Below are 22,514 nucleotides of genomic sequence, written 5' to 3' on the forward strand. Positions count from 1 at the left end.
GTCGATAACGCGTTAAAGTAATCGGCTAAAGCGCCGATCAGTTAAGATCTATACCGGAATTGGATATTTGACATGATCACTAACGTCAGCAGTCTTGCTTCTGTGCCCACCAGTCCAAGCTCCGCCAGTGTCAGTGATGGCTCCAAGACGCAAGCTTCCGGCACCTCGGGCCCCGGCCCGACCACCGATGCCAAAAGTGCTTCCGGCGCAGGGGCCGGCCAGGCCGCATCGACGTCGCAGGAGTCCGACACCGTCAAGGAGCTGAAAAAGCAAATTGCGGAGTTGCAAAAGCAACTTCAAGAGCAGCAGCAAAATATGCAAAAGGCACAGGCCAGCAATCAAAGCGCAGACGCCAAGGCGGCCGCCGTGGCAGCAGCCCAGACGCAGATTGCCGCAACGGCAGCAGCGTTGCAGTCTGCTTCCTCGGCTTTGTTGCAGGCGCTGACTTCTGAAGGTGGAAGTGGTACCGGTTCACTCGTCAGTGCCACCGCCTGACAGGCAGATTTGGTTTTCCACGAGGAACATTCGTGTACCCGCGCGCCATTCTGTTCGACCTGGATAACACACTGACGCATCGCGCCTTGAGTATCCGGCGCTACGCCGAACGGTTCCTGGCTGATTTCGGCGAGCACATCAGGCCCGCGACGCTGGACGACATCACGCACCTGATTTTGCGGGAAGACAGCGGCGGCTATCTTTCCCCGCAGTCCGCATTCTCTTCGATCCGCGAAGCTGTAGGCCACACCCTTGCCAACCAACTGCCGTGGCGAGTGCCGCAGCCGGCTGAGGTCCTAGTCGAGCACTGGGTCAGCCATTTTCCGGCCGCAGCCGTGCCAATGCCGGGCGCTGCAGCGTTGATTCAGGCGCTGGAGCACAGACACATCAAAGTCGGGATTGTTTCCAATGGCGCCGAGCACTCGCGAAGGAAAACCATCGCTGCGTTGCCCTTCGCTCAGTCGGTTGGTACCGTTGTCAGCTCGCAAGCGTTCGGGACAGCCAAACCTGCACGGGAAATCTTCCATGAGGCAGCTGCACGGTTAGGCGTTCTTCCCGAGCACTGCTGGTTTGTCGGTGATCACCCTCTAAACGACTACCAAGGGGCAAAAGCCGCCGGGATGTACGCTGTATGGTTTCAAGGGTTTCATCAGTGGCCAGCAGGCCTTGCTCCCGCGCAAGACACTATAAAATCGCTCGACGAGCTACCCGCTCTGATCGCAAAGCGATAGCCAGCATAACGCCGGATAATTAGCCTCACGTCGTAAACCAAACGTCAACGGAACTGCGTTTATGAAATACAGCTGGATCGCACTGGTCTTACTGCTTTGTGCCTGCACGAGCGGCCCCAACCACCAGGAGCAACTGGTAGAGAAGCGCTTATGGGAATATCAGTTGCTCACTCACCTCAACCACTTCAAGTCCTACCCTGAAGACGCTCGCCTGCAAAGGCTGACCGGCATGGTCAGAGTGGCCTTTGTCGTCGACGCCAAAGGCAACCTGATACGCCACAAAATCGTCGGCCACACAGGCTCGGATCTTTTCGTCGGGGCAGTGGAGGCATTTATTCCGGCGGCGTCGCCAGTGCCAGCGCCCCCGCCCTCAATGCTGCGTAAAGGCGAAGTTGAAGTGGTGGCGCCCTTTATATTCTGCATGGAGCAGGGCGCTTGCACCGGCTCACCGCCGCAGCGAATCTAGCGACAACCTGAGGGTAAATGACAGACAAAGAAAAGCTCGCGATGGGGAGCGCGGGCTTAAAGGTTTTCATTAGGAGCTGAGATGACCCTGGGTGCCTGAGTGTGAAAGGTGTGTGAAAGGACAGCACAGCACAGCACATCGCACCGCCTGTTGGATATTTCGAGCCCCGGCATTTGCCGGGGCTTTTTCGTATACGCCGTCGCAACTCTTCACGGGAACAAGTGTTCAAAAACGCAGTCATAGCGATGTGCCATCTCGGCAGTCAGAAAGGAATCAACTGATGTCTATCATGGGTAAAGCTTCGTTCGCTGTTGTCGCTTCGTTGTTGATAGGTGCAATGGCACCGTCAGTTCAGGCGGCGAGTCCCGCTCGGTGGGGGGATTTTGGTGCGTCGGACGGTGACAAAATCACCGCGAGCAGTTGGGGCGCCGGTGGCGAATATTTCCTGCATTCGTCGAACATTTCGGTAGGCGACATTCAGGCCATGCGCGACGCGCTCAAGCGCAATGACAGCGAAATGCAAAGCCTGGAAAGCAAGCTGGAAGGCCAGGCACGCGCCCTTGAAGACCTGAAGAAAAACACCGGCTCAAGTTCCAGCTCCAGTGACGGCCAGCTGTCCGAGCTCAAGCGCACCGTATCCGATCAGAAAAGCACCATCGATAAGCTCAAGAGCGAGATTGAAGGCCTCAAGCGCAATTCAAGTTCCAGCTCAAACTCCAGCTCCAGCGAACTGTCCAGCCTCAAAAGCACCGTCAGTGATCAGAAGCGCAGCCTTGAAGACCTCAAGCGCAGTGTCGACAACCTCAGCAGCAAGGTGAAGTAACAGAGGGGGCGTGGCCTTTGCCGGGCAGGAGCAGATTCTGAGCTTGAAGTGCACGCCTGTGCGACGCCCGGTAGGTTACACCGCTTTACCCGGGTGTATGGTAGACCGGGCAAACACCTGGATTATCTCTGGAGAGAGAGGTGACTATGAGCACGCCCATGCTGAACAAGCTGCATCTCAACGGCTATGACATCGTGCAGGTCAACAGCGGCCCGTGGCGGGTCTGTACCAAGGCCGACCGCCTGGCATCCTTTGGCTCCCGTGAGCAGGCACTGGCGTATGCCGCAGCGCTGCCGGGGTACAAGGCGCGGTCGAGGCCGGTGGCCAATGACGCTTGAACCCTCAATAGCCTCGGTCAGTCCGGGGCTTTTTATTGGGTCTCGCTTGAGCAATACATAAACGGTGGCGAGGGAGCTTGCTGTGGCGAGGGAGCTTGCTCCCGCTGGAGTGCGAAGCGCTCCCAGGATTTTGGCGCCGCTACGCAGCCCAACGGGAGCAAGTCCCTCGCCACACAGAGGATAGGGTGGGATGATTCGCAGCTGATTAGCCCCTAGGAACCTGTCATGTCCCTGGCAACCTTATTTCTGTTCGTCATGATGAGCGCCGCGATTATCGCGATTCCCGGCCCAACGGTTCTGCTGGCCCTGCAGAACGGTTCGCGCCACGGTTTGCAGGCGGCATTTTGGGGCATGGCCGGGGCGGTGTTGGCGGACGCGTTGTTGGTGACCGCGGTGGCCTGTGGCCTGGGACTGTTACTGGCGGCCAGCGAAGGGTTGTTTCAGGCGCTGAAATGGATGGGCTCGGCGTACCTCATCTGGATCGGCTGGCAGATGCTGCGCGCACCTCAAGCCGCGTTGCCGAGCGTGGGCGAAGGTGAGGACAGCGGCACTCGCACGGCGAGTATTTTCACCCGCAGTTTCCTCGTGGCGATTTCCAATCCCAAGGCGTTGTTGTTCATGTCGGCATTCCTGCCGCAATTTGTCGACAGCACCCAAGCACAACTGCCGCAGTACGCGTGCCTGTTGTTCGCACTCTGCGTGCTGAATGTCAGCATCATGATGTTCTATGCGGTATGCGGGGCACGCTTGCTCAGTCGCCTGCGGCCCGCACATTTGCAGCACTTCAACCGTGGGGCGGGTGGCTTGTTGATGACGATGGGCGTGCTGTTGGCCGCTTTCCGTCGTGCCCCGGCTGCGTAACTTAAACGAATGGCTGGCCGTGGAACCCGCGTGGCAGGCGCTGACGGCCTGGCAGGTCGGTCAGGCGCTGGGTCCAGGCGCTGCGCCAGTCACCGGCGGCATGTGCAGATTTGGCTTTACGCGCAGCACGCCGGGCGGCGTTGCGCTGGGTGCGGCGGGCTTCCTTATAGACTTCGGTGTTACGGCAGGTGCGGCACTTGACCCGTTTCAGCTCGGTGCTGGAAGGGAGGTTATTGCCGTGATGACCGCAGGCGAGATGGCCGGCGACCTTGAAGTGAATGACCATGTAAGCGTCTCCTTCTGGGGGGATGCGTCGCATCGACAAGCTGTTGATGCGCGCGGGCAGGGCGGGCAGCCATTGGCTGACTTTCACCGCTCTGTCTTTTATGACAGTTTGCTGTCACAGGCGTTCGTTTGTGCGAGTTGGCAACGCTGTTCGTGACGCGCCCGCTCGTTTACTCTCCAGGCACACACACAATGTGAATGGAGTGGAAGATGAGTCATCAAGAGTCCCAGGAAGGCGGCTGCCGTTGTGATCGGGTGCGTTTTACCGTGACCGAAAAACCGCTGATCACCATGGCGTGCCACTGCACCGGGTGCCAGAAGATGTCATCCAGCGCGTTCTCCCTGAGCGCGCTGATCCCCGCCAGCGGATTTACCATCACCCAGGGCAACCCGGTGATCGGCGGGCTGCATGGCGTCGACCGCCACTACTGCTGCCCCCACTGCATGAGTTGGATGTTTTCCCGCCCCAATGGCGTCGAGGACCTGATCAACCTGCGGCCCACCATGCTTGATGACGTCAGCGGCTATGTGCCATTTATTGAAACCTGGACCAGTGAAAAACTGCCGTGGGCGTCCACGCCGGCGCAGCACAGCTTTGCGCAGCTCCCGGAGCGGGAGGATTTTCCCGCGCTGATTCAGGCGTACGCCGAGCACTGCGCCGGTTGAACTAGTCCATCAGCGCCAGCAGGTCGGTGTCGCCCACGTCGCGCCCGGCCTGGGTCAGCAGGGTTGTCACCTGGCCCCGGTGGTGGGTCTGGTGATTGAAGAAGTGCACGAGCAGTGCATGAAAATTCTTGTTCATTGGTGTGCCCGCCATGTTGTGGTACTGCAGGGGCTGATCCAGCTCCGGCTCGCCGATGGATTGCACCCAGTCGATGATGATCTGGTCGAGCCAGGCACGATGGGTCGACAGTTCACGGATATCGGCGAAGGCCAGTTGATTCAGGCGTGGCGGCAACGCCAAAGCGCTTAACGGCGCCAGCGCGGCAAAGCCTGCCGGATGTTCGGCGAAACGCTTGAGCCAGACGCGGTCACCCAGGGCGAGGTGGTTCAGCGTGCCAAGGATCGAACCGAAGAACGCACCACGGTCAGCAATCAGGTCCTCGTCGCTCAGGCCGTTGGCAGCCTCGTACACCTTGCGGTTCATCCACTGGTTGTAGGTCGCCATCAGGGCGATATGCTCGGTACGGGTCATGTCGGGGCTTCCTCCGGGTGCGGTGGCGCCATGATAAAGCGCGCTTGTCGGGCGGTCATGGTGTTCTGGCGCAGCGGGTCTATTGTTGTTGGTCTGGAACTCTGCGCCCTGGGAGGGTGACACCATGAATACCGGCGATCTACTGGAACAATTGCTGCGAGCGGGCCAAGCCTCCACGAGCCAACAGGGCGGCTCTGCCCCCGGATCTCTGGGCGGGCTGGGTGGTTTGGGCGGGCTGCTGGGTGGTTTGCTGGGCGGTGGTGCTGCGGCTTCAGGCGGTGGCGGCCTCGGTGGTTTGCTCGGTGGACTGGGCGGCATGCTCGGCGGAACCCGTGCGGCGCCGCCAGGGCGCACCGGCGGTACCCACTACGCGGCGCTGGCGTCCCTGGGCATGATGGCGTTCCAGGCGTATCAGGCCTGGCAGCGGCAACAGGCATCGGCGCCGCAGCAGGCGTTGCAAACGGTTGATCAGCTGTCCGGTGCGCAAGTTGAAGAGCACAGCCATGCCGTGCTGCGCGCGTTGATCGCGGCGGCCAAGGCGGATGGCGAGATTGATGAGCGCGAGCAGCAGATGATCTCGGCCGAGATCGGCAAGCACACCGATGACCCGCAATTGCAGGCGTGGCTGGATGCCGAGGTGGCCAAGCCGCTGAATGCGGCGGATTTTGCCGAGTTTGCCGGGGACCCGGCGATGGCATCCGAGGTGTACCTGGTCAGTGTGCTGCTGGTAGATGACCAGCAGAACGCGGAGCGCAATTACCTGGATGAACTGGCGGGGCAGCTGAAGATTGACCCTGCGTTGCAGGTGCATCTGGAGCAGCAGGCCAAGGGACAGGTTTAAATCGCTATTACGGTCATACCAAACCTGTGGCGAGGGAGCTTGCTGTGGTGAGGGAGCTTGCTGTGGCGAGGGAGCTTGCTCCCGCTGGGCTGCGTAGCGGCCCCGGAATCTTTGGGAGCGCTTCGCACTCCAGCGGGAGCAAGCTCCCTCGCCACAGGTTGATCATCGTCTGCGGATTAGAACCGCAACGTGGCCCCCGTCGTGAGCCACTGATGCTGATCCCCGATCAAACTGCGCCCCACCACCAGGTCCACATCCACATTCTTGCCGACATGCACCCTCGGCCCTGCCTGCCACGCCTGGTCGCCACCTTGCTGGCCGTAACGTTCGGCGATCAGCGTCAGCGAGTCCATCACGCTGTATTCAAACCCGGCACCCCAGGTCGGTCGATGGGTCTGGTCGCCGTCGTTATAGGCGTGGCTCCAGCCTGCGTTGACGTTCAGCCGCAGGGCTTCCATGGGATGCCAGGTGAACGGCACATTCAAGTCGGCGCCATCAAACGAGTGGTGGCGGTTCAGCGCGTAATGCACGCCGGCAGACGCGGCCAGTTCCAGGCCCAGGTCTTCCCGGGTCCATAACTGGGCCTTGAGTTGCGGATTCAACTGGGTTTCCCCATCGCCATCATGATTGGCCCGCGACACGGCGGCAGTCCATTGCAACCAGGGAATGGCAGCGGCGGTGCACGCGGGCGAAAGGGTTTCGCTGTGGGTGGAGCCGTCGTGCCGATTGGCGGTGAACCAGGCGTCGACATTGCATTCGCCCGGGGCGTTGATGGCGCCGTCGTCGACCACGTAGGAACCGCCGGCCGCATAGGCATTCGACATCAGGCTGAGCAGCAGCACGATGCCAAGCGTCGCGCCGACAAAAATCAGGTTGCGCCGCACCGCCCGACGCTTGGACGCGGGCAGGGGATGGAAGGTTACGTGGGTGCTGCGGTTGCGGTATTTGGCGAAACCGTCAGGGGTGTGCTTCTTGTACATGGTGAACCTCGATCAACAGCCGGTGGCGTGTCCCGACCGGACTTGGCAGGGACGCGCCGTGATTCAAATAAAAAAAGGTGTGTAACGGAGTGCGGCTACAACTGGGTTCTTCGTTCATCTCTGGATACTCCAATAAGGGTTGATTCAGCTGTCTACGGTCAGCACATGAATGCCACTGGCCTTGGCCTGGCTCACCAGCTCCAAGGTGTCGTCGCCACCGGGCAGCGCGATGATCACGTCGGGACGGCTGTCCGTGAGCATGAACTGGTTGCGGTGACGCTCGGCTTGCTTGCCATGGCGTTGCCAGTTGGGTGGGTAACGCACCACATCCACTCCCATTTCCCGTGCCCAGTCCTCCACGTCGCTGCCCAGGAACTGACTGCCGCCGTGGATCAACACCTGCACTGGGCGCAGGCGGTGGTAGGCATCCAGCACCTGGCGGGACATTTTTGTATCGGCGTAATGACGACCTGCACAGATCAAGACGCGCATGGTGATGTTTCCTTGTAGTGCGTATTGCCATTTATCGACGCGGGCGCAGCAAGCGGATGCACGTGCTGTTCAAGCGGCTGGAGAAACCCAGCATGAAGCGCATTTCCACGGCGCTGAGCACGTTGCGCGCGTAGAGCCGCACGCCCAACACCATCACCGTCTTGGCGGCCTGGGCGAGGGCGAATACCAATACGGCGCGTGCGGCGTTGTCGAGGTAGCTCATGAGTCGGTTCATTGTCTGTCTCCGCACGCGCTGGCTATCCATCGATAGCCAGCGTTTTCAGGGGCGGTTGATCAGTACCACTGCTTGAAGCGGCGGATGTAGAGGGTTTTCATCAGTTGAGCCACGCAGCAGTAGGCGACCAGAGTGCCCACCAGCCACGGGAAGTACGCCAGCGGCAGCGGCTCCAGGCCCACCATCGCACCCAGCGGCGAGAACGGTACGTAGATGCCCAGCCCGATCACGATGCAGGTCATCATCATCACCGGCCATGCGGCGTTGCTCTGGAAGAACGGGATCTTGCGGGTGCGCAGCATGTGCACCACCAGGGTTTGCGAGAGCAGCCCCTCGATGAACCAGCCGGACTGGAACAGGGTCTGCATTTCCACGCTGTTGGCCGAGAACACGTACCACATCAGGGCAAAGGTGGTCATGTCGAAGATCGACGAGGTCGGCCCGATCCAGATCATGAAGCGGCCAATGTTTTTGGCGTCCCACTTGCGTGGCTTGGCCAGGTATTCCTTGTCCATCTTGTCCCACGGCAAGGCCAGCTGGGAGATGTCGTACATCAGGTTTTGCAGCAGCAGGTGGATCGACAGCATCGGCAGGAACGGGATGAACGCACTGGCCACCAGCACCGAGAACACGTTGCCGAAGTTGGAGCTGGCGGTCATGTTCAGGTACTTCATGATATTGCCGAAGGTCTCGCGGCCTTTCAGCACGCCTTCTTCCAGCACCATCAGGCTCTTTTCCAGCAGGATGATGTCGGCAGATTCCTTGGCGATGTCCGTCGCGCTGTCCACCGAGATACCCACGTCGGCATCCCGCAGGGCCGGTGCATCGTTGATGCCGTCGCCGAGGAAACCCACGGTGTGGCCGTTGGACTGCAAGGTCTTGAGTACCCGCGACTTTTGCAGCGGCGTCAGCTTGGCGAAGACTGTGCGTTCCTCAACCCGCAGTTTGAGGGTGGCGTCGTCCATCGCTTCGATTTCCACACCCAGCAACGGTACGCCAGGCTCCAGGCCGACCTGGCGGCAGATCTTGCTGGTGACGATAGCGTTGTCGCCGGTCAGCACTTTGACCGCCACGCCAATCTCGCGCAGGGCAGCAATCGCCGGGCCTGCGGTTTCCTTTGGTGGATCAAGGAAGGTCAGGAAACCACGGATCACCAGGTTGCGCTCATCGGCTGTGGTGTATTGCTTACGTGCGAGGGCCTTGGGAATAGTGCGGGTGGCCAGCACCAGCACCCGGAAGCCGTCTTCGTTGTAGTCCTGGGCAATCGCCAGCAACGCGTTGCGACGACGATCATCCAGCTCGACGGCAACGTCACCTTCCATCACGTGGGTGGAAATGCTCAGCATCTCCTCGACCGCGCCCTTGCACACCAGCAGGTGATCGTTTTGCGCGTCCTTGACCACAATCGACAGGCGGCGGCGGATAAAGTCGAACGGCAGTTCATCCACCTTGCTGTAGGCGAACGGTATCTGGAACTTCGGGTTCTGCTCCGAGAACTGGACGACCGCCTGATCCATCAGGTTCTTCATGCCGCTTTGGTGATGGCTGTTGAGCCAGGCCAGGGTCAGCACCGAATCATCACGGTTGCCGAAGGCGTTGACGTGGTGCTCGAGGATGATTTTGTCCTGGGTCAGGGTGCCGGTCTTGTCGGTGCACAGCACGTCCATCGAACCGAAGTTCTGGATCGCGTTGAGGCGCTTGACCACCACCTTGCGCTTGGCCATGGCGGTTGCGCCCTTGGCCAGGTTGGCGCTGACGATCATCGGCAGCATTTCCGGGGTCAGGCCCACCGCAACGGCCAGGGCGAACAGCAGGGCATCGCTCCAGTCACCCTTGGAGAAGCCGTTGAGGAAAAACACGATCGGCGTCATCACCAGCATGAAGCGGATCAGCAGCCAGCTGACGCTGTTCACCCCACGGTCAAACGCGGTTTGCACCCGGGAGCCGACAATCGCCTTGGCCAGGGAGCCAAAGTAGGTGCGCGGGCCGGTGGCGACCACCACGGCTTGCGCCCGGCCACTGACGACGTTGGTGCCCATGAAGCAGATGTTCGGCAGGTCCAGCAGGTTGCCTTGGTCCGCTGCGGTGGAGGTGGCGGATTTTTGCGTGACGTCCCCGAGGGTGTCGTACTTCTCCACCGGCAAGGCTTCGCCGGTCAGCACGGCCTGGCTGATGAACAGGTCACGGGACTCGATCAGGCGAATGTCGGCCGGGATCATGTCGCCGGCAGACAGTTGCACGATATCGCCGGCTACCAGGTCGCGCATCGGCACTTCCCGCAGGGTCGGCTTGGAGCCCACTTGCTCACGGCGCAGCACCGTGGCGGTGGTGCGCACCATGGCCTTCAAGGCTTCGGCGGACTTGGCCGAACGGTGTTCCTGCCAGAACCGCAGCAGGCTGCTGAGCATGACCATGGTCATGATAATGATGACCTTGGTCAGGTCCGCTTCTTCACCGGCCTGCAGTGGCAGCCAGTAGTCAGTGACGAAGCTGATGGCGCCCAGGGTCAGCAGCACATAGATGAACGGGTTGTTCAGGGCCTGGAGGAATTGCACGATGGCGTGAGGCGGCTTGTCGTGGGCCACCTCGTTATAGCCTTCGCGTTGCAGGCGAGCAGAGGCATCCAGCTCGGTCAGGCCATCCTTGGTTGCCCGGACATTGGCGAGGGTTGCCGAGAGGCCGTTCTGGGCTTCGCGGGCGGCACGCATCGACAGTTTGGTGTCGGTGTCCGTGCCGTTTTTCTTGTGCAGTTTCGGGTTTTTTACTGCGCTCATTGTGTGTACTCCTGTCGCCAATTTTTCGACAAAACATACCCGGTACTTACCTGATGACAGGCGAGCGAAAGCATGCCGAGTCGCTGACTGCGCGATCGGTTTAAATAAAGTGTTGGGTAACTTTCTACAGGCCCGCTAACAGCGCGTTAGTTAACTAGCGCGCAGCGGGCTACTACTGGCTTCGTCCATAGAGAACTCCAGCTGATTAATTAACGGATAATCAGAAAGTTGCTGTTTCCAGCCGGCTTATGCCGCGCGAGCGTCCACGTAGAGGCTCAGCATCAGGCTCGCTTGCGCGACCAGGCTGGAAACGCTCCGTCTCTGTGGGTCTTGAGGGTCGGCGTGATCCCATTGCTGGACCAGATGGCCGGTGATGGGGCAGATACGCCAGTGGGCCCGGGGAGCCGGGCACACGCGGGGGGAGGAGGTAGCAAAGGCGCTACGGGTAGGGGAAAAGCCTACGGGCTCGCAGCACAATTTGGCACGCAGGGCCGACGCCCGCGTACGCAGATCAGGCAAAACAATCAGTTGAAAGGTCATAACACACCTCGGGACCGGACTGGCATCCGGTGAGGCAGTTACGTTGGAGCGTCAGGCTCTAGCGCAGCTTACTCGGCCGGAAAGGCGAGTCCCGTCATTTTTTCTGGGTTTGGTGCCCGATTTGCCGCATTCACGGTGATCGGACAGCGACTAGATACTGTGTCCATTGGCTTCTTTTGTGAGGTTGAAAAATGGCCCTGAGTTGCAGGCACGGGGAATTTACTCAGGCAGTTGCCGGATGTCAACGATTAATGACTTAAATTGTTACTGGTTCAGAGTTTGTTCAGATAGAAGGTGGGGGGGGAAGTTGCAGTGGTAAGTGTGCTTATTGATAAATGATCTGTGTGACGGATAGGTGGGGGTACATATCCGTTATTAGGTGATTTTTGATAGTGGTTCCGCTCTTACAGCGGTTCACTTTTGAACAGCCGGAATGCCGGCCCAGTCAAAAGTAAGCAAAACGCTCTTGCCCCACCACTCGGCACCTCGCCTAGGCTCGGTGTGCTCACTCTACGGGCCGGCTTGAGTGTTGAAGAGTCAAATCAAAAGCCAAAGCGGGCACGGTCCAAATGTGGGAGCTGGCTTGTCGGGTCGCCGCATCGCTGCGATGGCATCGCCTCGGTGTATCTGAAAAACCGAGTTGTCTGCATCGCAGGCAAGCCAGCTCCCACAGAAAAGCAGTCCTGCTTTCGCTCTGGTCTTTGCTTTTAACACTCAAGCCGGCCGGTAGTCAGTTGTAAGAGCGGAACCATAAGCGGTCGTTACCTAAATAACGGATATGCACTCAAGCCCCCCCCCTCAAATCGCCCGCAAAGCCAGAACCGCCAGATACAGCAGCACCACACCGCAAGCACCATAGCTAACCCTCTGCCACATGGGCGACGCATTCTGGCGCAACAGGTTAACCAACGCCGCAATCAAAAAGCACGAAAGCACCGACGCCACCATGAACCCCGCAAAAAACATCAACGTCTGCCCATGGCTCGGCGTCGCCCCGACTATCCCCGACAGCGCGCTGCCCAAGGCCCCCCAATAAACAATGTTCTTCGGATTGGCCAGGGAAATCGCGGCCCCCACCATCAGCGCATTCTGCCCGGACCTGGCCGGCGCACTGTCGGACTCCGGCAGCCGCCAGGCATCCATCAGGCTGCGCACCCCGAGCCACGCCAGATACAACCCGCACACCGCCGTCAGCGGCACCCGCACCGACTCATGCTGGATCAACAACGCCATGCCGGTCAGCCCAATCACCGCCCACACGGCGTCGCCCACCAGCGAGCCAACCTGCACCAACAACGCCGGCGTAAACCCGTGCAATAGCCCACGGCGCAGGGTTTCCGCCAGCACCGCCCCCGGAGACAGGCAAAACACAAAACCGAACACCAGCGCCGAAAAAAAGATCGTCAACATGCCTGCCTTCCTTCAATGGATGGCCGGTAGTTTGGGGGAGGGTGAAGAAGTCGTCTTGAACCAGATTGCGCTTTTCAGCCCTTGAGCACGCTTTGATAGCGACCGGGGGTAATGCCGTAGGCCGCACGAAAATGTCGATTCAGATGGCTCTGATCGGCGAACCCGAGGGCGTGGGCCACTTGCGACGCCGCCACGCCTGAGCGCAACAGCCCTTTGGCGCGACGAGTGCGCAGTTGCATCGCCCACTGGCGCGGACTCAGTCCGGTTTCTTTCTGGAAGGCTCGCAGCAGATGGAATTTCGACAGGCCCAGCTCGTCACCAAGGGTATCGAGTGCCACCGCCTGGTGCAGGTTTTCTGCCAGCAACTCCTGAGCCTTGATCACCAGCCCGCGACCCACCGCTGTGCTGCCAGGCAGGCGCACGCCGCTGCAACTGACCACCTCGCCGAGCAGCACCACCAAGGCTTCCTCACTCAGCTCCCGGGCGATCGGATCGGCACTCAGCGAACCTTCAATCGCACCGGCCAGTTTCATCGCCAGCTCCGGCTGGAAGCACAGCGAACGGTCGAACTCCAAGTGTGCCAGACCCAGGTCAGCCGCCAATTGGTCGGCAGTCGCATACAGGCTGACAAACCGCCACGGCCGCCCCTCGGCTGCGCCGCCGCCCTGAATCTGCCCTGGGTTGTACAAGGTAATGCTGCCGGGGCCGGCTTCGAACGTGCGGCGGTCCAGCCACACCTGTTCCTCGCCGAGCAGGTTGACGCCGATCACGCATTCATCATGGCTGTGGCGGGCAAACGTCAGGCCGGTGCACGATGTGCTGCTGACTTCGTAGTTGCCCAGCCAGGCGTGCTGCATGGAACTCATTGAGGGGGCTCGCAGTGACGGTTACCCGCGAGCATACGCCGGAAAAGGGCTTCAGATCGACTACTCGCCAGGCTCTTCGGTTACAACGCGGCGATGCGATCAAGTTCGGCCTTGAGTTCAACGGGGCTCAGGCTGGCGAACGGAATCTCGAAAAAAGCTCGGCAGCGCCGTTCAATGGTTGCCAGGGTGGCGCGGAATGCGGCGTCGACCTGGACTTCATCGCCTTGAACGTCCGACGGGTCCTCCAACCCCCAATGCGCCTTGATGGCCGGGCCGAAATACACCGGGCAGGCTTCCCCGGCAGCCTTGTCGCACACGGTGATGACGAAGTCCGGCGGGCTGTCTTCAAAGGCGTCGTTGCCCTTGCTGTACAAACCTTCGGTGCTGATGCCGGCGGCCTGCAGGGTGGTCAGGCTGCGGGGCAGCACTTGGCCCTTGGGAAAGCTCCCGGAGCTGATGGCCTGGAAACCTTGCGGCGCCAGATGGTTGAACAACGCTTCGGAGAGAATGCTGCGGCAGCTGTTGGCGGTGCACATGAACAGGACTTTCATCAAACGGACTCCGTCAGAAACTCAGGCGCAGGGCGAGGGCGGCGAGGGTGATCAACAGCACCGGCAAGGTCAGTACGATCCCGACCTTGAAGTAGTAACCCCAGGTGATGCTGATGCCTTTGCGTGCCAGGATGTGCAGCCAGAGCAAGGTGGCCAGGCTACCGATGGGGGTGATTTTCGGGCCGAGGTCGCTGCCGATCACGTTGGCGTAGATCATCGCGTCCTTGACCACGCCCACGGCGTGGCTGGCCTCGATGGAGAGCGCGCCGATCAGCACGGTCGGCAGGTTGTTCATCGCCGAAGACAGCAGGGCGGTCAGCACGCCAGTGCCCAATGCCGCGCCCCACACGCCGTAACCGGCGAAGGTGTCGAGCCAGGTCGCGAGGTAGTTGGTCAGCCCGGCGTTACGCAGGCCATAGACCACCAGGTACATGCCCAGGGAGAAGATCACGATCTGCCAGGGCGCTTCCTTCAGCACCTTGCGGGTGGAAATCTTGTGGCCCTTGGCGGCAATCACCAGCAGCAAGGTGGCGCAGGCGGCGGAGATCGCGCTGATGGGAATGCCCAGCGGTTCCAGGGCAAAACAGCCCACCAGCAGAATGCCCAGTACCCACCAGCCGGCGAGAAACGTCGCACGGTCGTGGATCGCACTGGCGGGATCGTCGAGGTCTGCCGGGTCGTAAGTTTGCGGAATGTCGCGGCGGAAAAACCACATCAATACCGCGAGGGTCGCGGCGACGCTCACCAGGTTCACCGGCACCATCACGGCGGCGTATTCGTTGAAGCCGATCTTGAAGTAGTCGGCCGATACGATATTCACCAGGTTGGAGACCACCAGTGGCAGGCTCGCGGTGTCGGCGATAAACCCGGCGCCCATGACGAACGCCAGGGTCGCCGCCGGAGAGAAGCGCAACGCCAACAGCATCGACATCACGATGGGCGTGAGGATCAGCGCCGCGCCGTCGTTGGCGAACAACGCCGACACCAACGCGCCCAGCAGCACCATATACGCGAACAACCGCCGACCGCGTCCACGGCCCCAACGTGCCACATGCAAGGCGGCCCAGGCAAAAAAGCCTGCCTCATCCAGCAGCAGGCTGATGACGATCAGCGCAACGAACGTCCCGGTGGCGTTCCAGATGATGTGCCACACCACCGGAATATCCGCCAGGCTGATAACGCCACACGCCAGCGCCAGGATCGCGCCCATGGTGGCGCTCCAGCCGACGCCCAGGCCCTTGGGCTGCCAGATGACCAGAACGATGGTGAACAGAAAGATAGCAACGGCAACAAGCATGAAAAGCTCTCCGCAGGATCAGCAGCAGGCGCTGGCCCGTTGTGGTCGGTCGCCCATGGTGTCCAGACGCTGGGCGTCTGTGTTTAACCAGGCTTGGTTGGCTTGCAGGGTGACGTCGAGCACCGCCGTCACCCACTCAGGTAATACAGGATTGAGGCGGTAATAAATCCACTGGCCCTGGCGACGGTCCAGCAGTAACCCGCAACTGCGCAGTTGCGCCAGGTGGCGGGAGATTTTCGGCTGGCTGTCATCCAGAGCATGGATCAATTCGCACACGCAAAGTTCGCCTTCGCGCAGGATTAACAGCGTCACCCGAGCGCGGGTGGCGTCGGCCAGGCACTTGAAGACGTTGGGCGGGGAGAAAAGATCTGACATGGTCAGCCCCTTGAAACATATGGAAATACGAATATACGGATATCCAGATGTTTTGGTCAAATCTTGTTTCGATTGATCTACGTCAATGGCCCGGCAATCGACGACAAGTGGTTGAAATTAAACTGAAACACAAATGTCCTAAAGTGCCTGCCCATTGGTGATGAAGGAAGAAAACGTGTGACCCGTGCCACTCGCAACCTGCGCAAGACCCTGGATTCCGTCGCGGACAATAACGAAACCGCGGCCTTTGACCTGATGCGCGCTGTCGAAAAGCTCAGCGATGAAGTGCTGCGCCAGCGCCTGCTCAATACCATCCACCGGCTCAACCAGGACGCCCACGAACTGCGCGAAGCCCGGGATGCGGTGGAGCGGGTGTCGGTCAAACTGGCCTGAGCACGATCGTTCAAGACAATCCCTGATACCGCTGGCATGCTTGTCGACTGACTGTCGATGAGCCTGTTGTGTATGCCTGACGCCCTGCCTCTAAACGCCTTTTCCCGTGGCGCGATTGCGATCATCCCGTTGTCCCTGGCCTGTGCGCCCTGGGGATTGCTGGCCGGTTCCACCGCAATTGATGCCCAATTCACCCCGCTGGAAGCCCAAGGGCTGTCGACCATCGTGTTTGCCGGTGCCGCCCAACTGGTGGCCATCGGTATGGTCAAGAGCGGCGCCAGCCTGATTTCGATCCTGCTGACCACCTTGCTGCTGACCTCACAGCATTTGCTCTATGGCATGCACATGCGCCCCACGCTGTCGCCGCTCAAACCCAGGTGGCGCATGAGCCTGGGCTTTTTGCTGACCGATGAATTCTTCGCCCTGGTCAGCCAGTATGACCGCCAGACCTTCAACCGCTGGTACGCCCTGGGCGTCGGCCTGACGTTCTATATCATCTGGAACCTGTTCACCTTCGCCGGCATCGTGCTTGGTAAAAGCATTCCCGGGCTGGATCAGTTGGGCCTGGAGTTCTCGATTGCCGCGACCTTTATCGCTTTGATCACCCCCGTGGTGCGCGACGTGCCAACCATCGTCTGCGTCGCCGTGTCGTTGCTGTGCTCGGTATGGCTGAGCTACCTGCATTGGGAGTCGGCCGTGGTGGTGTCCGGTGTGTTGGGGATGAGCGCGGGGTTTGCCTGCAAGCGGCTGGGAGTAGGGCAACCATGATCTTCGTGATGATTTTTGGCATGGGTTTGATCGTGTTTCTCAACCGCTACCTGTTCATCGAACCGCGTTTGCCGGTGCGCCTCAATCGCGGAGCGCGGGAGTTTCTCGGGTTTGCCGTGCCGGGGATGCTCACCGCCATCTGCGGCCCGATCATTTTCCTGGCCGACCACAGGCTCAACCTGAGCCTGGGCAACCCTTACCTGCTGGCCGGGGTGTGCGCCGTGGCGTTGATGTTCTGGACCCGCAGCGTGCTGATCACCGTGTTGTTGAGCATGGCGCTGTTCTATCTGTTCCGCTGGCTGCTCTGAAATACAGGCAAAAAAAAGCCTGCGGGAGGGCAGGCTGGAAGGGAGACTTCTTAAAAATGAGCCTGCCGACTATAGGCGGCAAGGTCTCCCCCTCACAGTGAAAAAAAGTTCATGAATCTGTCAGCTATTCAGCAACCGGGCTGGCGGGCTTCTTGTTGGCTTTGGCCTCGGCCGCCAGGCATTCCAGGGCAAACTGCTCGGTGTAGGTCATCTGGATCGGGGTGCTTTCGCCCTTGACGGTGCGCTCGCCATCCAGGATGTAGCGGATGCGCTTGTCGGTCACCCCGATGCGTTTGGCGATCCACGAAGGCGTTTGGCCGATGCGGCTGATCAGCTTGTCGGCGTAGTCGGTGGAGGGGTTGTAGCGCTCGGCGTTGGGTGTCATGGGGGTTCCGGGTAAAAGCGGGTTCGTAAGTAGGCGGCAGGGTGACGCAATTATCATTCGGTGTCGCCTGCTAATGGTACAGTCGCGTTTTTTCCAAGGAAGCTTCGGTATGCGGATGGTGGTAATTGGCGCTTTGGTACTGGCATCGCTGGCCGGTTGCGCGGGCTCGAAGATGAAAGAGGCGCGTACCGGTACGCCCTATAAAACCCTGGCCTCGGACAAGGCACCGTTGGTGGTTGCCCAATGCATCCAGTTCGGCTGGCAGGACGAAGCGGTATTCGGCGTGGACGCCGGTGGCTTTATGGAGCCTGCACAGGCCGGTGGCTTCACCATCTACACCACGGCGGGTGATTACTTTGTCGACGTGCGCAGCGCTGGCGCGGGTGCCAGCGTCAACTATTATGCTGCCCAGGATGACTACCCGGCCAAGCGTCGTCTCGCCGCACTGGCGACGTGTCTGTAATCGGTTGCGTTAGAAAAATTCAGAAATGCCCTGCGGACAGCTTCGCGGGCATTGTTTTAGTATTTTCCCGCTCGCCCGGCGTGACGGCTCTTTACCGGCACATGGACGTCGAGGCCGGAACGTTGGGCGGGCAACTCTTTTCTAGCGTGGCATATAACCCAGGTGCCAGCGCCGGGGAATCTTCAGCGACACCAGCCCCAACAGCGCCGACAGCACCCCGCTGATCAGCAGCGCACGAATCCCCATCTGATGTTCCAGCAATGCACCGATCACCGCACCGGCAAACATCCCGGCCCAGGGGATCAGCTGCACGCGCCAGCCATTGCGGCGTTCACCGAGCATCCAGCGGCCCAGCCCGCGACCAAATCGCGACAGCGCCCCGGTGACATAAGTAAGCCCCACCGGGAATCCGTTCACCTCTTCGACGGCGGCATTCAGCATGCCCATGGCGATGATCGCCGCCAGCAATGCCGGCAGTTGATCGTCGAACGGCCAGGCGGCGGCCCCGCACAGCAGGGTCGCGATGCACAGCAACAGAGGCAGGGCATGGCGCCGGCTGATGCGGCTGACCATCACGCCCAACGCATTCCCGGCGATAAACGTCGCGACCAGCAGCGTCAGGCGCGCGGAGAGGCCCAGGTCGCCTTCGCTGATCGCCACGGCGAGGCGCGTGGTGTTGCCGCTCATGAACGAGACAAAATCCCCACTGGCCATGAAACCAATGGCGTCGGTCATGCCCGCCAGCACGGAAAGGCTGGCCACCAGCATCAGCCCGACACGCCCGCGCCATTTGTGGCGATGCAATAAGGCGGCGTTGGTGTAGGGCTTCAAGGATGAAGGCAGCATGGGGCCGTGTTCCTCGGTGAGATTATCCGGCCACTACCGTAGGACGCTTTGCGTTCGGCTGCAATGACCTGGCGCAGACCTTTTACACCGATTCCAGGCGCCAGCCCTCGGCGTGCCATGTCAGGGTGTGGCTGGGCTTGAGTGCATCAAGAAATGCCGCGTCGTGGGACACCGCAATCATCGCCCCGGTAAACCCCTGCAATGCCTCCTCAAATGCGATCACCGATTGCATGTCCAGATGGTTGGTCGGTTCGTCCAGCAGCAACAGCTGCGCCGGCGTTTTGCGCCACAAGGCAATCGCCATGGCCGCCTTCAGGCGTTCGCCGCCACTGAGCCGCGCCACGGGTTGCGTGACCCGCAAGGCATCCAGTTGCAGCAAGGCCAGGCGCGTGCGCAGTTCGCCCTCGGCCAGCGGGGTGTCGAGCAGATTGAGCTGTTGGACGATCGAGCGCTGGTCGTCCAGCAGCGCCAGATGTTGATCGATATAGGCCGCCGGCACATGCACCGTGCACTCGCCGCTGACCGGCTGCAACTGACCCGCCAGCAGCTTGAGCAAGGTGGATTTGCCGCAACCGTTCGGCCCGTGGACCGCCACTCGCATGGGCCCCATCAGGGTGGCACTGAGGAAAGTACTGGGTTGCTGCGGATCCAGCCAGGGCAACTGCGTATGCTCCAGGCTCAACACCTGGCGACCGCAGGGCACTGCGGTGCCGGGCAACGCCAGCAGCGTTGGTGTTTCATCCACCACCTGTTCGTAGGCTTTGCGCACGCGCTCATCCAACTCGTCCTTGTGTTGCTGGTGAGCACTGCGCACGGTGCTGACGATTTCGGTCGCGGCGCCTTTCCAGCGGGCCTTGGTGAAGCGGTCGACGTTCGCCGTTTCGGCGTGCTTGCGCGAGCGCGCGGCATGGCGCTGGATGTCATCGTTGCTTTGCTTCAGGCGCTTGCGTTCACGGCTGCGCTCCAGACGGGCGTGTTCGAGCGTCGCCTGGGCGGCGTGTTGTTCGGTCTCGCGTTGGGCGTGAAAAGCGGCGTAGTTACCGCCGTAGACCTGGATGCCCAACGGTGACAGCTCGACGATTCGCTGCATGCAGTTGAGCAGTTGCCGGTCATGGCTGACCACGATCAACCCGCCACGCCAGTCAGCCAGAATGCCCAGCAGCCACTCGCGGCCTTGGCTGTCCAGGTGATTGGTGGGCTCATCGAGAATCAGCAGTTGCGGGTTGGCTAACAGTGCGCCGATTACCGCCAGGCGCGCCAGTTGGCCGCCACTCAACGGGTCGGCGCGATCCTTGAAACCGACCTGCTGCAAGCCCGCCGCGTCCAGCGCCTTGCGCAGGCGCTCGGCCAGGTCCCAGCGGTCATCGATCAGTTCGAGGTCATCGACACGGGCTTCACCACGGGCCAGGCGATCCAGGGCGGAGAGTACCTCGGCGGTCCCGGTGGTTTGTGCGACCGTTTGGCCGGGAAAAAGGCTCAACGTCTGCGGGACATAAGCCAGCCTGGCGCAGGTCTCAAGCGTGCCGGAGGAGGGCGCCAGCCGGCCGGCAATCAGCTTGGCGAGCACACTTTTGCCCGCGCCATTGCGCCCCACAATGCCGGTGGGGGTGCGATCAAAAGACAGGTTCAGGTCGTCCAGCAGGGTTTCGCCATGGGCGAACTGGAAACACACGTGTTGCAGGGAAACGAGTACAGGCAGCCGTTTGACGTCAGTCATCAGCACCTCCAAAACAATGTGGCACAAGCCAACAAGCGCGTCAGGCGGCTCGTTGCGTTTACATGTTGGAAGGCTTAGTTGTTCACGTCAGCGGTCATCCCGGGATCAGAAAGGACGGGCAGGGTAACGCACTTTGGATTTTCCCTACAAGCGCTCGGCCAGTTGCTCCAGAAACATCGCCAACCCCACTTCCTCGGCTTTCAGGCCTTTGCGCACCCGTGGCTTGGGCAGCTTTGCCAGCTCGCCCAGGCTGAAATGCTCCAGCACGGCCGGGTGGATATAGCACTTGCGGCACACCGCCGGGGTGTTGCCCAGTTGCTTGGCGACATTCTTGACCATCTCCACCACATGCTTCTTGGCGTCGGACTCCGGCTGCCATTCAAGCTCACGCAATACCGCCAACGCCAGGGCACTGCCGGCCCAGGTGCGGTAATCCTTGGCGGTAAAATCCGCGCCCGTCAGGGTCTGCAGGTAGGCATTCACGTCGGTGGAGCTGACCGTATGGCGCTCGCCGTTCTCGTCCAGGTACTGGAACAGGTTCTGCCCCGGCAACTCCAGGCAACGCTTGATCACCGTGGCCAGGCGGCGGTCCTTGACCGTGATCTGGTGCTCGATGCCGCTCTTGCCGCGAAACTGGAACAGGATCTCGCTGCCCTTGATGTCCACATGGCGGGTGCGCAGGGTGGTCAGGCCGTAGGAACGATTGTCCCGGGCGTACTGAGTGTTGCCGACGCGGATCAGGGTGGCGTCGAGCAGCATCACCACCGTGGCCAGGACCTTCTCACGATTGAACCCGGGCGCCGCGATCTGCGCTTCCAACTGCTTGCGCAATTTGGGCAGCGCGCTGCCGAACTGTTGCAGACGGGAATATTTATCGGTGTCACGCACTTCGCGCCAGCGCGGGTGATAGCGGTATTGCTTGCGCCCCCGGGCATCACGGCCGGTCGCTTGCAGGTGGCCGCGCGGGTCGGCGCAGATCCACACATCGGTGTAGGCCGGCGGCACCGCGAGGGCGTTGATGCGTTTGATTTCGTCGGCATCGGTTATGCGGGTGCCGTCGGCCTTGAAGTACTGGAACGTGCCCCGCAGCTTTTTCCGGGAGATCCCGGGTTGGGTGTCGTCAACGTAATGCAGGTCGCGGGGCAGGTCGGCAAGCAACGCAGGATCGGGCATGGCGCAAATTCCTTGGCAGGTATTTCTGATTGACCGCAGGGTTTTGCGGTCGTGCCAATGGATTCAGGCCGCTATGTCAATCAATTGCTCGTCGCTCCGCTGTGAGCAACACCTTTTTGCATGGGCTTAATGTAGGAGAGTTCCCAAGTGGATAGTCGAAAGTTCCTTGGCGCTATATGGGGGCTGGTAAACAACATTTGAAATAATTCATTCTAGTGCTGAAGGAACTGAACGCAAATCATGTAAGCGCTTCATGACCTCTTAAAAAGGAATTCATGTGCTGCGGCGGGTGAACTGTTTGTTGAGCCAGCTGAAGGTATAGGTTCCAGTCTTGATTTCGCATCAGTATTTGCTGTCACAAAAATTGCCTGAAGGGATGGGTTATGGCTACAAATAGTTTTCAGAATGAGGTGCCCAAGGCGCGAGTCAATATCAAACTTGATTTGCATACCGGTGGTGCTCAAAAGAAAGTCGAGCTGCCGCTCAAATTGATGGTTATGGGGGACTACAGTAATGGCAAAGAGCAACGGCCACTTTCTGAGCGCAGCAAGGTCGACATCAATAAAAACAACTTTGACAGCGTATTGGGTGAGTTCTCGCCTAGTCTGAAACTCGCTGTGAATGACACCTTGTCCGACGATGTATCTGAGACTTCAGTCGAGCTGAATTTCCAGAGCATGAAGGATTTTGAGCCCGAACAGGTAGCGCGCCAGATACCGCGGCTGCGAGCCCTGTTGGCGATGCGCAACCTGCTCCGTGACCTCAAGTCCAACCTGCTGGATAACGCGACCTTTCGTCAGGAGCTGGAACGCATCCTCAAGGACGATGCACTGAGTGATGAGCTGCGAGCTGAATTGGCCGCGCTGGCCCCTCAAGGCGATCGTTAATTAATAAGGAAGTTACATA

At 60.3% G+C, this 22,514-nt stretch carries 29 protein-coding genes; 13 read left to right on the top strand and 16 right to left on the bottom strand.

Annotation, left to right across the window (positions count from 1 at the left end):
* Positions 1–72: 72 nt before the first annotated feature.
* The 6 genes from LIY45_RS28040 to LIY45_RS28065 all read left to right on the top strand — a co-directional run bounded on the left by LIY45_RS28040 (position 73) and on the right by LIY45_RS28065 (position 3,714).
* Positions 73–495, top strand: a complete 423-nt coding sequence (locus tag LIY45_RS28040) for a hypothetical protein (RefSeq protein WP_177071665.1) — start codon at positions 73–75, stop codon at positions 493–495.
* Positions 496–527: 32 nt separating this feature from the next.
* Positions 528–1,226 carry an HAD family hydrolase gene (locus tag LIY45_RS28045; RefSeq protein WP_226478310.1) on the top strand — a complete coding sequence of 233 codons (699 nt, stop codon included), beginning with the start codon at positions 528–530 and terminating at the stop codon, positions 1,224–1,226.
* Between the two features lie 61 nt (positions 1,227–1,287).
* Entirely contained in the window at positions 1,288–1,692 is a 405-nt protein-coding gene (locus tag LIY45_RS28050) for a TonB family protein (protein WP_226478311.1), read from the top strand.
* Between the two features lie 280 nt (positions 1,693–1,972).
* The gene (locus LIY45_RS28055; protein WP_226478312.1) at positions 1,973–2,515 is read left to right on the top strand and encodes a hypothetical protein; all 543 of its coding nucleotides are present in this window, start codon (positions 1,973–1,975) and stop codon (positions 2,513–2,515) included.
* Between the two features lie 146 nt (positions 2,516–2,661).
* Positions 2,662–2,853 (top strand): hypothetical protein, encoded by a 192-nt coding sequence (locus LIY45_RS28060; RefSeq protein ID WP_023658809.1) that lies wholly within the window; start codon positions 2,662–2,664, stop codon positions 2,851–2,853.
* Positions 2,854–3,078: 225 nt separating this feature from the next.
* Complete coding sequence (locus LIY45_RS28065; protein WP_226478313.1) at positions 3,079–3,714, top strand: LysE family translocator; 636 nt, start codon at positions 3,079–3,081, stop codon at positions 3,712–3,714.
* Between the two features lies 1 nt (position 3,715).
* Here LIY45_RS28065 and LIY45_RS28070 read toward each other — a convergent pair whose 3' ends face one another.
* Entirely contained in the window at positions 3,716–4,000 is a 285-nt protein-coding gene (locus LIY45_RS28070) for a hypothetical protein (protein ID WP_226478314.1), read from the bottom strand.
* A 209-nt stretch (positions 4,001–4,209) separates the two neighbouring features.
* Between LIY45_RS28070 and LIY45_RS28075 the strand changes: the two genes are divergently transcribed.
* Positions 4,210–4,665 (top strand): GFA family protein, encoded by a 456-nt coding sequence (locus LIY45_RS28075; protein ID WP_226478315.1) that lies wholly within the window; start codon positions 4,210–4,212, stop codon positions 4,663–4,665.
* Position 4,666: 1 nt separating this feature from the next.
* Here LIY45_RS28075 and LIY45_RS28080 read toward each other — a convergent pair whose 3' ends face one another.
* Positions 4,667–5,194 carry a DinB family protein gene (locus LIY45_RS28080; protein WP_226478316.1) on the bottom strand — a complete coding sequence of 176 codons (528 nt, stop codon included), beginning with the start codon at positions 5,192–5,194 and terminating at the stop codon, positions 4,667–4,669.
* A 124-nt stretch (positions 5,195–5,318) separates the two neighbouring features.
* Between LIY45_RS28080 and LIY45_RS28085 the strand changes: the two genes are divergently transcribed.
* A complete protein-coding gene (locus LIY45_RS28085; protein WP_226478317.1) occupies positions 5,319–6,035 on the top strand; it encodes a tellurite resistance TerB family protein in 717 nt (238 codons plus the stop codon).
* A 176-nt stretch (positions 6,036–6,211) separates the two neighbouring features.
* Here the strand turns inward: LIY45_RS28085 and LIY45_RS28090 are convergent, their stop codons facing one another.
* From LIY45_RS28090 to LIY45_RS28135, 10 genes are all read right to left on the bottom strand, one after another.
* Positions 6,212–7,015: a hypothetical protein gene (locus tag LIY45_RS28090; RefSeq protein WP_226478318.1), complete on the bottom strand. Its 804-nt coding sequence runs from the start codon at positions 7,013–7,015 to the stop codon at positions 6,212–6,214.
* Positions 7,016–7,159: 144 nt separating this feature from the next.
* On the bottom strand, positions 7,160–7,507 hold the full coding sequence (locus tag LIY45_RS28095; RefSeq protein ID WP_017477644.1) for a DUF2493 domain-containing protein: 348 nt from the start codon (positions 7,505–7,507) through the stop codon (positions 7,160–7,162).
* A 31-nt stretch (positions 7,508–7,538) separates the two neighbouring features.
* Complete coding sequence (locus LIY45_RS28100) at positions 7,539–7,730, bottom strand: hypothetical protein (RefSeq protein WP_017477645.1); 192 nt, start codon at positions 7,728–7,730, stop codon at positions 7,539–7,541.
* Between the two features lie 71 nt (positions 7,731–7,801).
* Positions 7,802–10,516 (bottom strand): magnesium-translocating P-type ATPase, encoded by a 2,715-nt coding sequence (gene mgtA, locus LIY45_RS28105; RefSeq protein WP_226478320.1) that lies wholly within the window; start codon positions 10,514–10,516, stop codon positions 7,802–7,804.
* A gap of 246 nt (positions 10,517–10,762) precedes the next feature.
* Positions 10,763–11,056 (bottom strand): hypothetical protein, encoded by a 294-nt coding sequence (locus LIY45_RS28110; protein WP_226478321.1) that lies wholly within the window; start codon positions 11,054–11,056, stop codon positions 10,763–10,765.
* A 798-nt stretch (positions 11,057–11,854) separates the two neighbouring features.
* Complete coding sequence (locus LIY45_RS28115; protein ID WP_017480355.1) at positions 11,855–12,466, bottom strand: LysE family transporter; 612 nt, start codon at positions 12,464–12,466, stop codon at positions 11,855–11,857.
* A 74-nt stretch (positions 12,467–12,540) separates the two neighbouring features.
* The gene (locus LIY45_RS28120; protein ID WP_026078339.1) at positions 12,541–13,332 is read right to left on the bottom strand and encodes an AraC family transcriptional regulator; all 792 of its coding nucleotides are present in this window, start codon (positions 13,330–13,332) and stop codon (positions 12,541–12,543) included.
* Positions 13,333–13,412: 80 nt separating this feature from the next.
* Positions 13,413–13,883 (bottom strand): arsenate reductase ArsC, encoded by a 471-nt coding sequence (locus LIY45_RS28125; protein ID WP_226478322.1) that lies wholly within the window; start codon positions 13,881–13,883, stop codon positions 13,413–13,415.
* Positions 13,884–13,896: 13 nt separating this feature from the next.
* A complete protein-coding gene (locus LIY45_RS28130) occupies positions 13,897–15,180 on the bottom strand; it encodes an arsenic transporter (protein ID WP_226478323.1) in 1,284 nt (427 codons plus the stop codon).
* An 18-nt stretch (positions 15,181–15,198) separates the two neighbouring features.
* On the bottom strand, positions 15,199–15,555 hold the full coding sequence (locus LIY45_RS28135; protein WP_017480359.1) for a metalloregulator ArsR/SmtB family transcription factor: 357 nt from the start codon (positions 15,553–15,555) through the stop codon (positions 15,199–15,201).
* Between the two features lie 177 nt (positions 15,556–15,732).
* Here LIY45_RS28135 and LIY45_RS28140 point away from each other — a divergent pair, with 177 nt between their 5' ends.
* The 3 genes from LIY45_RS28140 to LIY45_RS28150 all read left to right on the top strand — a co-directional run bounded on the left by LIY45_RS28140 (position 15,733) and on the right by LIY45_RS28150 (position 17,024).
* Positions 15,733–15,948, top strand: coding sequence for a hypothetical protein (locus tag LIY45_RS28140; protein ID WP_003212603.1), 216 nt, complete (start codon positions 15,733–15,735; stop codon positions 15,946–15,948).
* A gap of 72 nt (positions 15,949–16,020) precedes the next feature.
* Positions 16,021–16,716, top strand: a complete 696-nt coding sequence (locus LIY45_RS28145) for an AzlC family ABC transporter permease (protein WP_017480360.1) — start codon at positions 16,021–16,023, stop codon at positions 16,714–16,716.
* Entirely contained in the window at positions 16,713–17,024 is a 312-nt protein-coding gene (locus LIY45_RS28150; RefSeq protein ID WP_226478324.1) for an AzlD domain-containing protein, read from the top strand. The genes LIY45_RS28145 and LIY45_RS28150 overlap by 4 nt, the downstream gene beginning before the upstream one ends.
* 124 nt (positions 17,025–17,148) lie before the next feature.
* On the opposite strand, the gene LIY45_RS28155 is transcribed toward LIY45_RS28150, so the two are convergent.
* Entirely contained in the window at positions 17,149–17,409 is a 261-nt protein-coding gene (locus tag LIY45_RS28155; RefSeq protein ID WP_017480362.1) for a hypothetical protein, read from the bottom strand.
* A gap of 109 nt (positions 17,410–17,518) precedes the next feature.
* Here LIY45_RS28155 and LIY45_RS28160 point away from each other — a divergent pair, with 109 nt between their 5' ends.
* Positions 17,519–17,872, top strand: a complete 354-nt coding sequence (locus tag LIY45_RS28160) for a hypothetical protein (protein WP_003212599.1) — start codon at positions 17,519–17,521, stop codon at positions 17,870–17,872.
* A gap of 141 nt (positions 17,873–18,013) precedes the next feature.
* Here the strand turns inward: LIY45_RS28160 and LIY45_RS28165 are convergent, their stop codons facing one another.
* The 3 genes from LIY45_RS28165 to LIY45_RS28175 form a co-directional block, all read right to left on the bottom strand.
* The gene (locus LIY45_RS28165) at positions 18,014–18,718 is read right to left on the bottom strand and encodes a YoaK family protein (RefSeq protein ID WP_226478325.1); all 705 of its coding nucleotides are present in this window, start codon (positions 18,716–18,718) and stop codon (positions 18,014–18,016) included.
* A gap of 82 nt (positions 18,719–18,800) precedes the next feature.
* The gene (locus LIY45_RS28170; RefSeq protein WP_226478326.1) at positions 18,801–20,435 is read right to left on the bottom strand and encodes an ABC-F family ATP-binding cassette domain-containing protein; all 1,635 of its coding nucleotides are present in this window, start codon (positions 20,433–20,435) and stop codon (positions 18,801–18,803) included.
* A gap of 144 nt (positions 20,436–20,579) precedes the next feature.
* Positions 20,580–21,608: a DNA topoisomerase IB gene (locus tag LIY45_RS28175; RefSeq protein ID WP_226478327.1), complete on the bottom strand. Its 1,029-nt coding sequence runs from the start codon at positions 21,606–21,608 to the stop codon at positions 20,580–20,582.
* 383 nt (positions 21,609–21,991) lie between these two features.
* Here LIY45_RS28175 and tssB point away from each other — a divergent pair, with 383 nt between their 5' ends.
* Entirely contained in the window at positions 21,992–22,495 is a 504-nt protein-coding gene (gene tssB / locus LIY45_RS28180) for a type VI secretion system contractile sheath small subunit (RefSeq protein ID WP_226478328.1), read from the top strand.
* Positions 22,496–22,514 lie beyond the last annotated feature (19 nt).

The organism is Pseudomonas sp. MWU16-30323 (assembly GCF_020515595.1).
In the GTDB taxonomy this organism is placed as follows: Bacteria; Pseudomonadota; Gammaproteobacteria; order Pseudomonadales; family Pseudomonadaceae; genus Aquipseudomonas; species Aquipseudomonas yamanorum.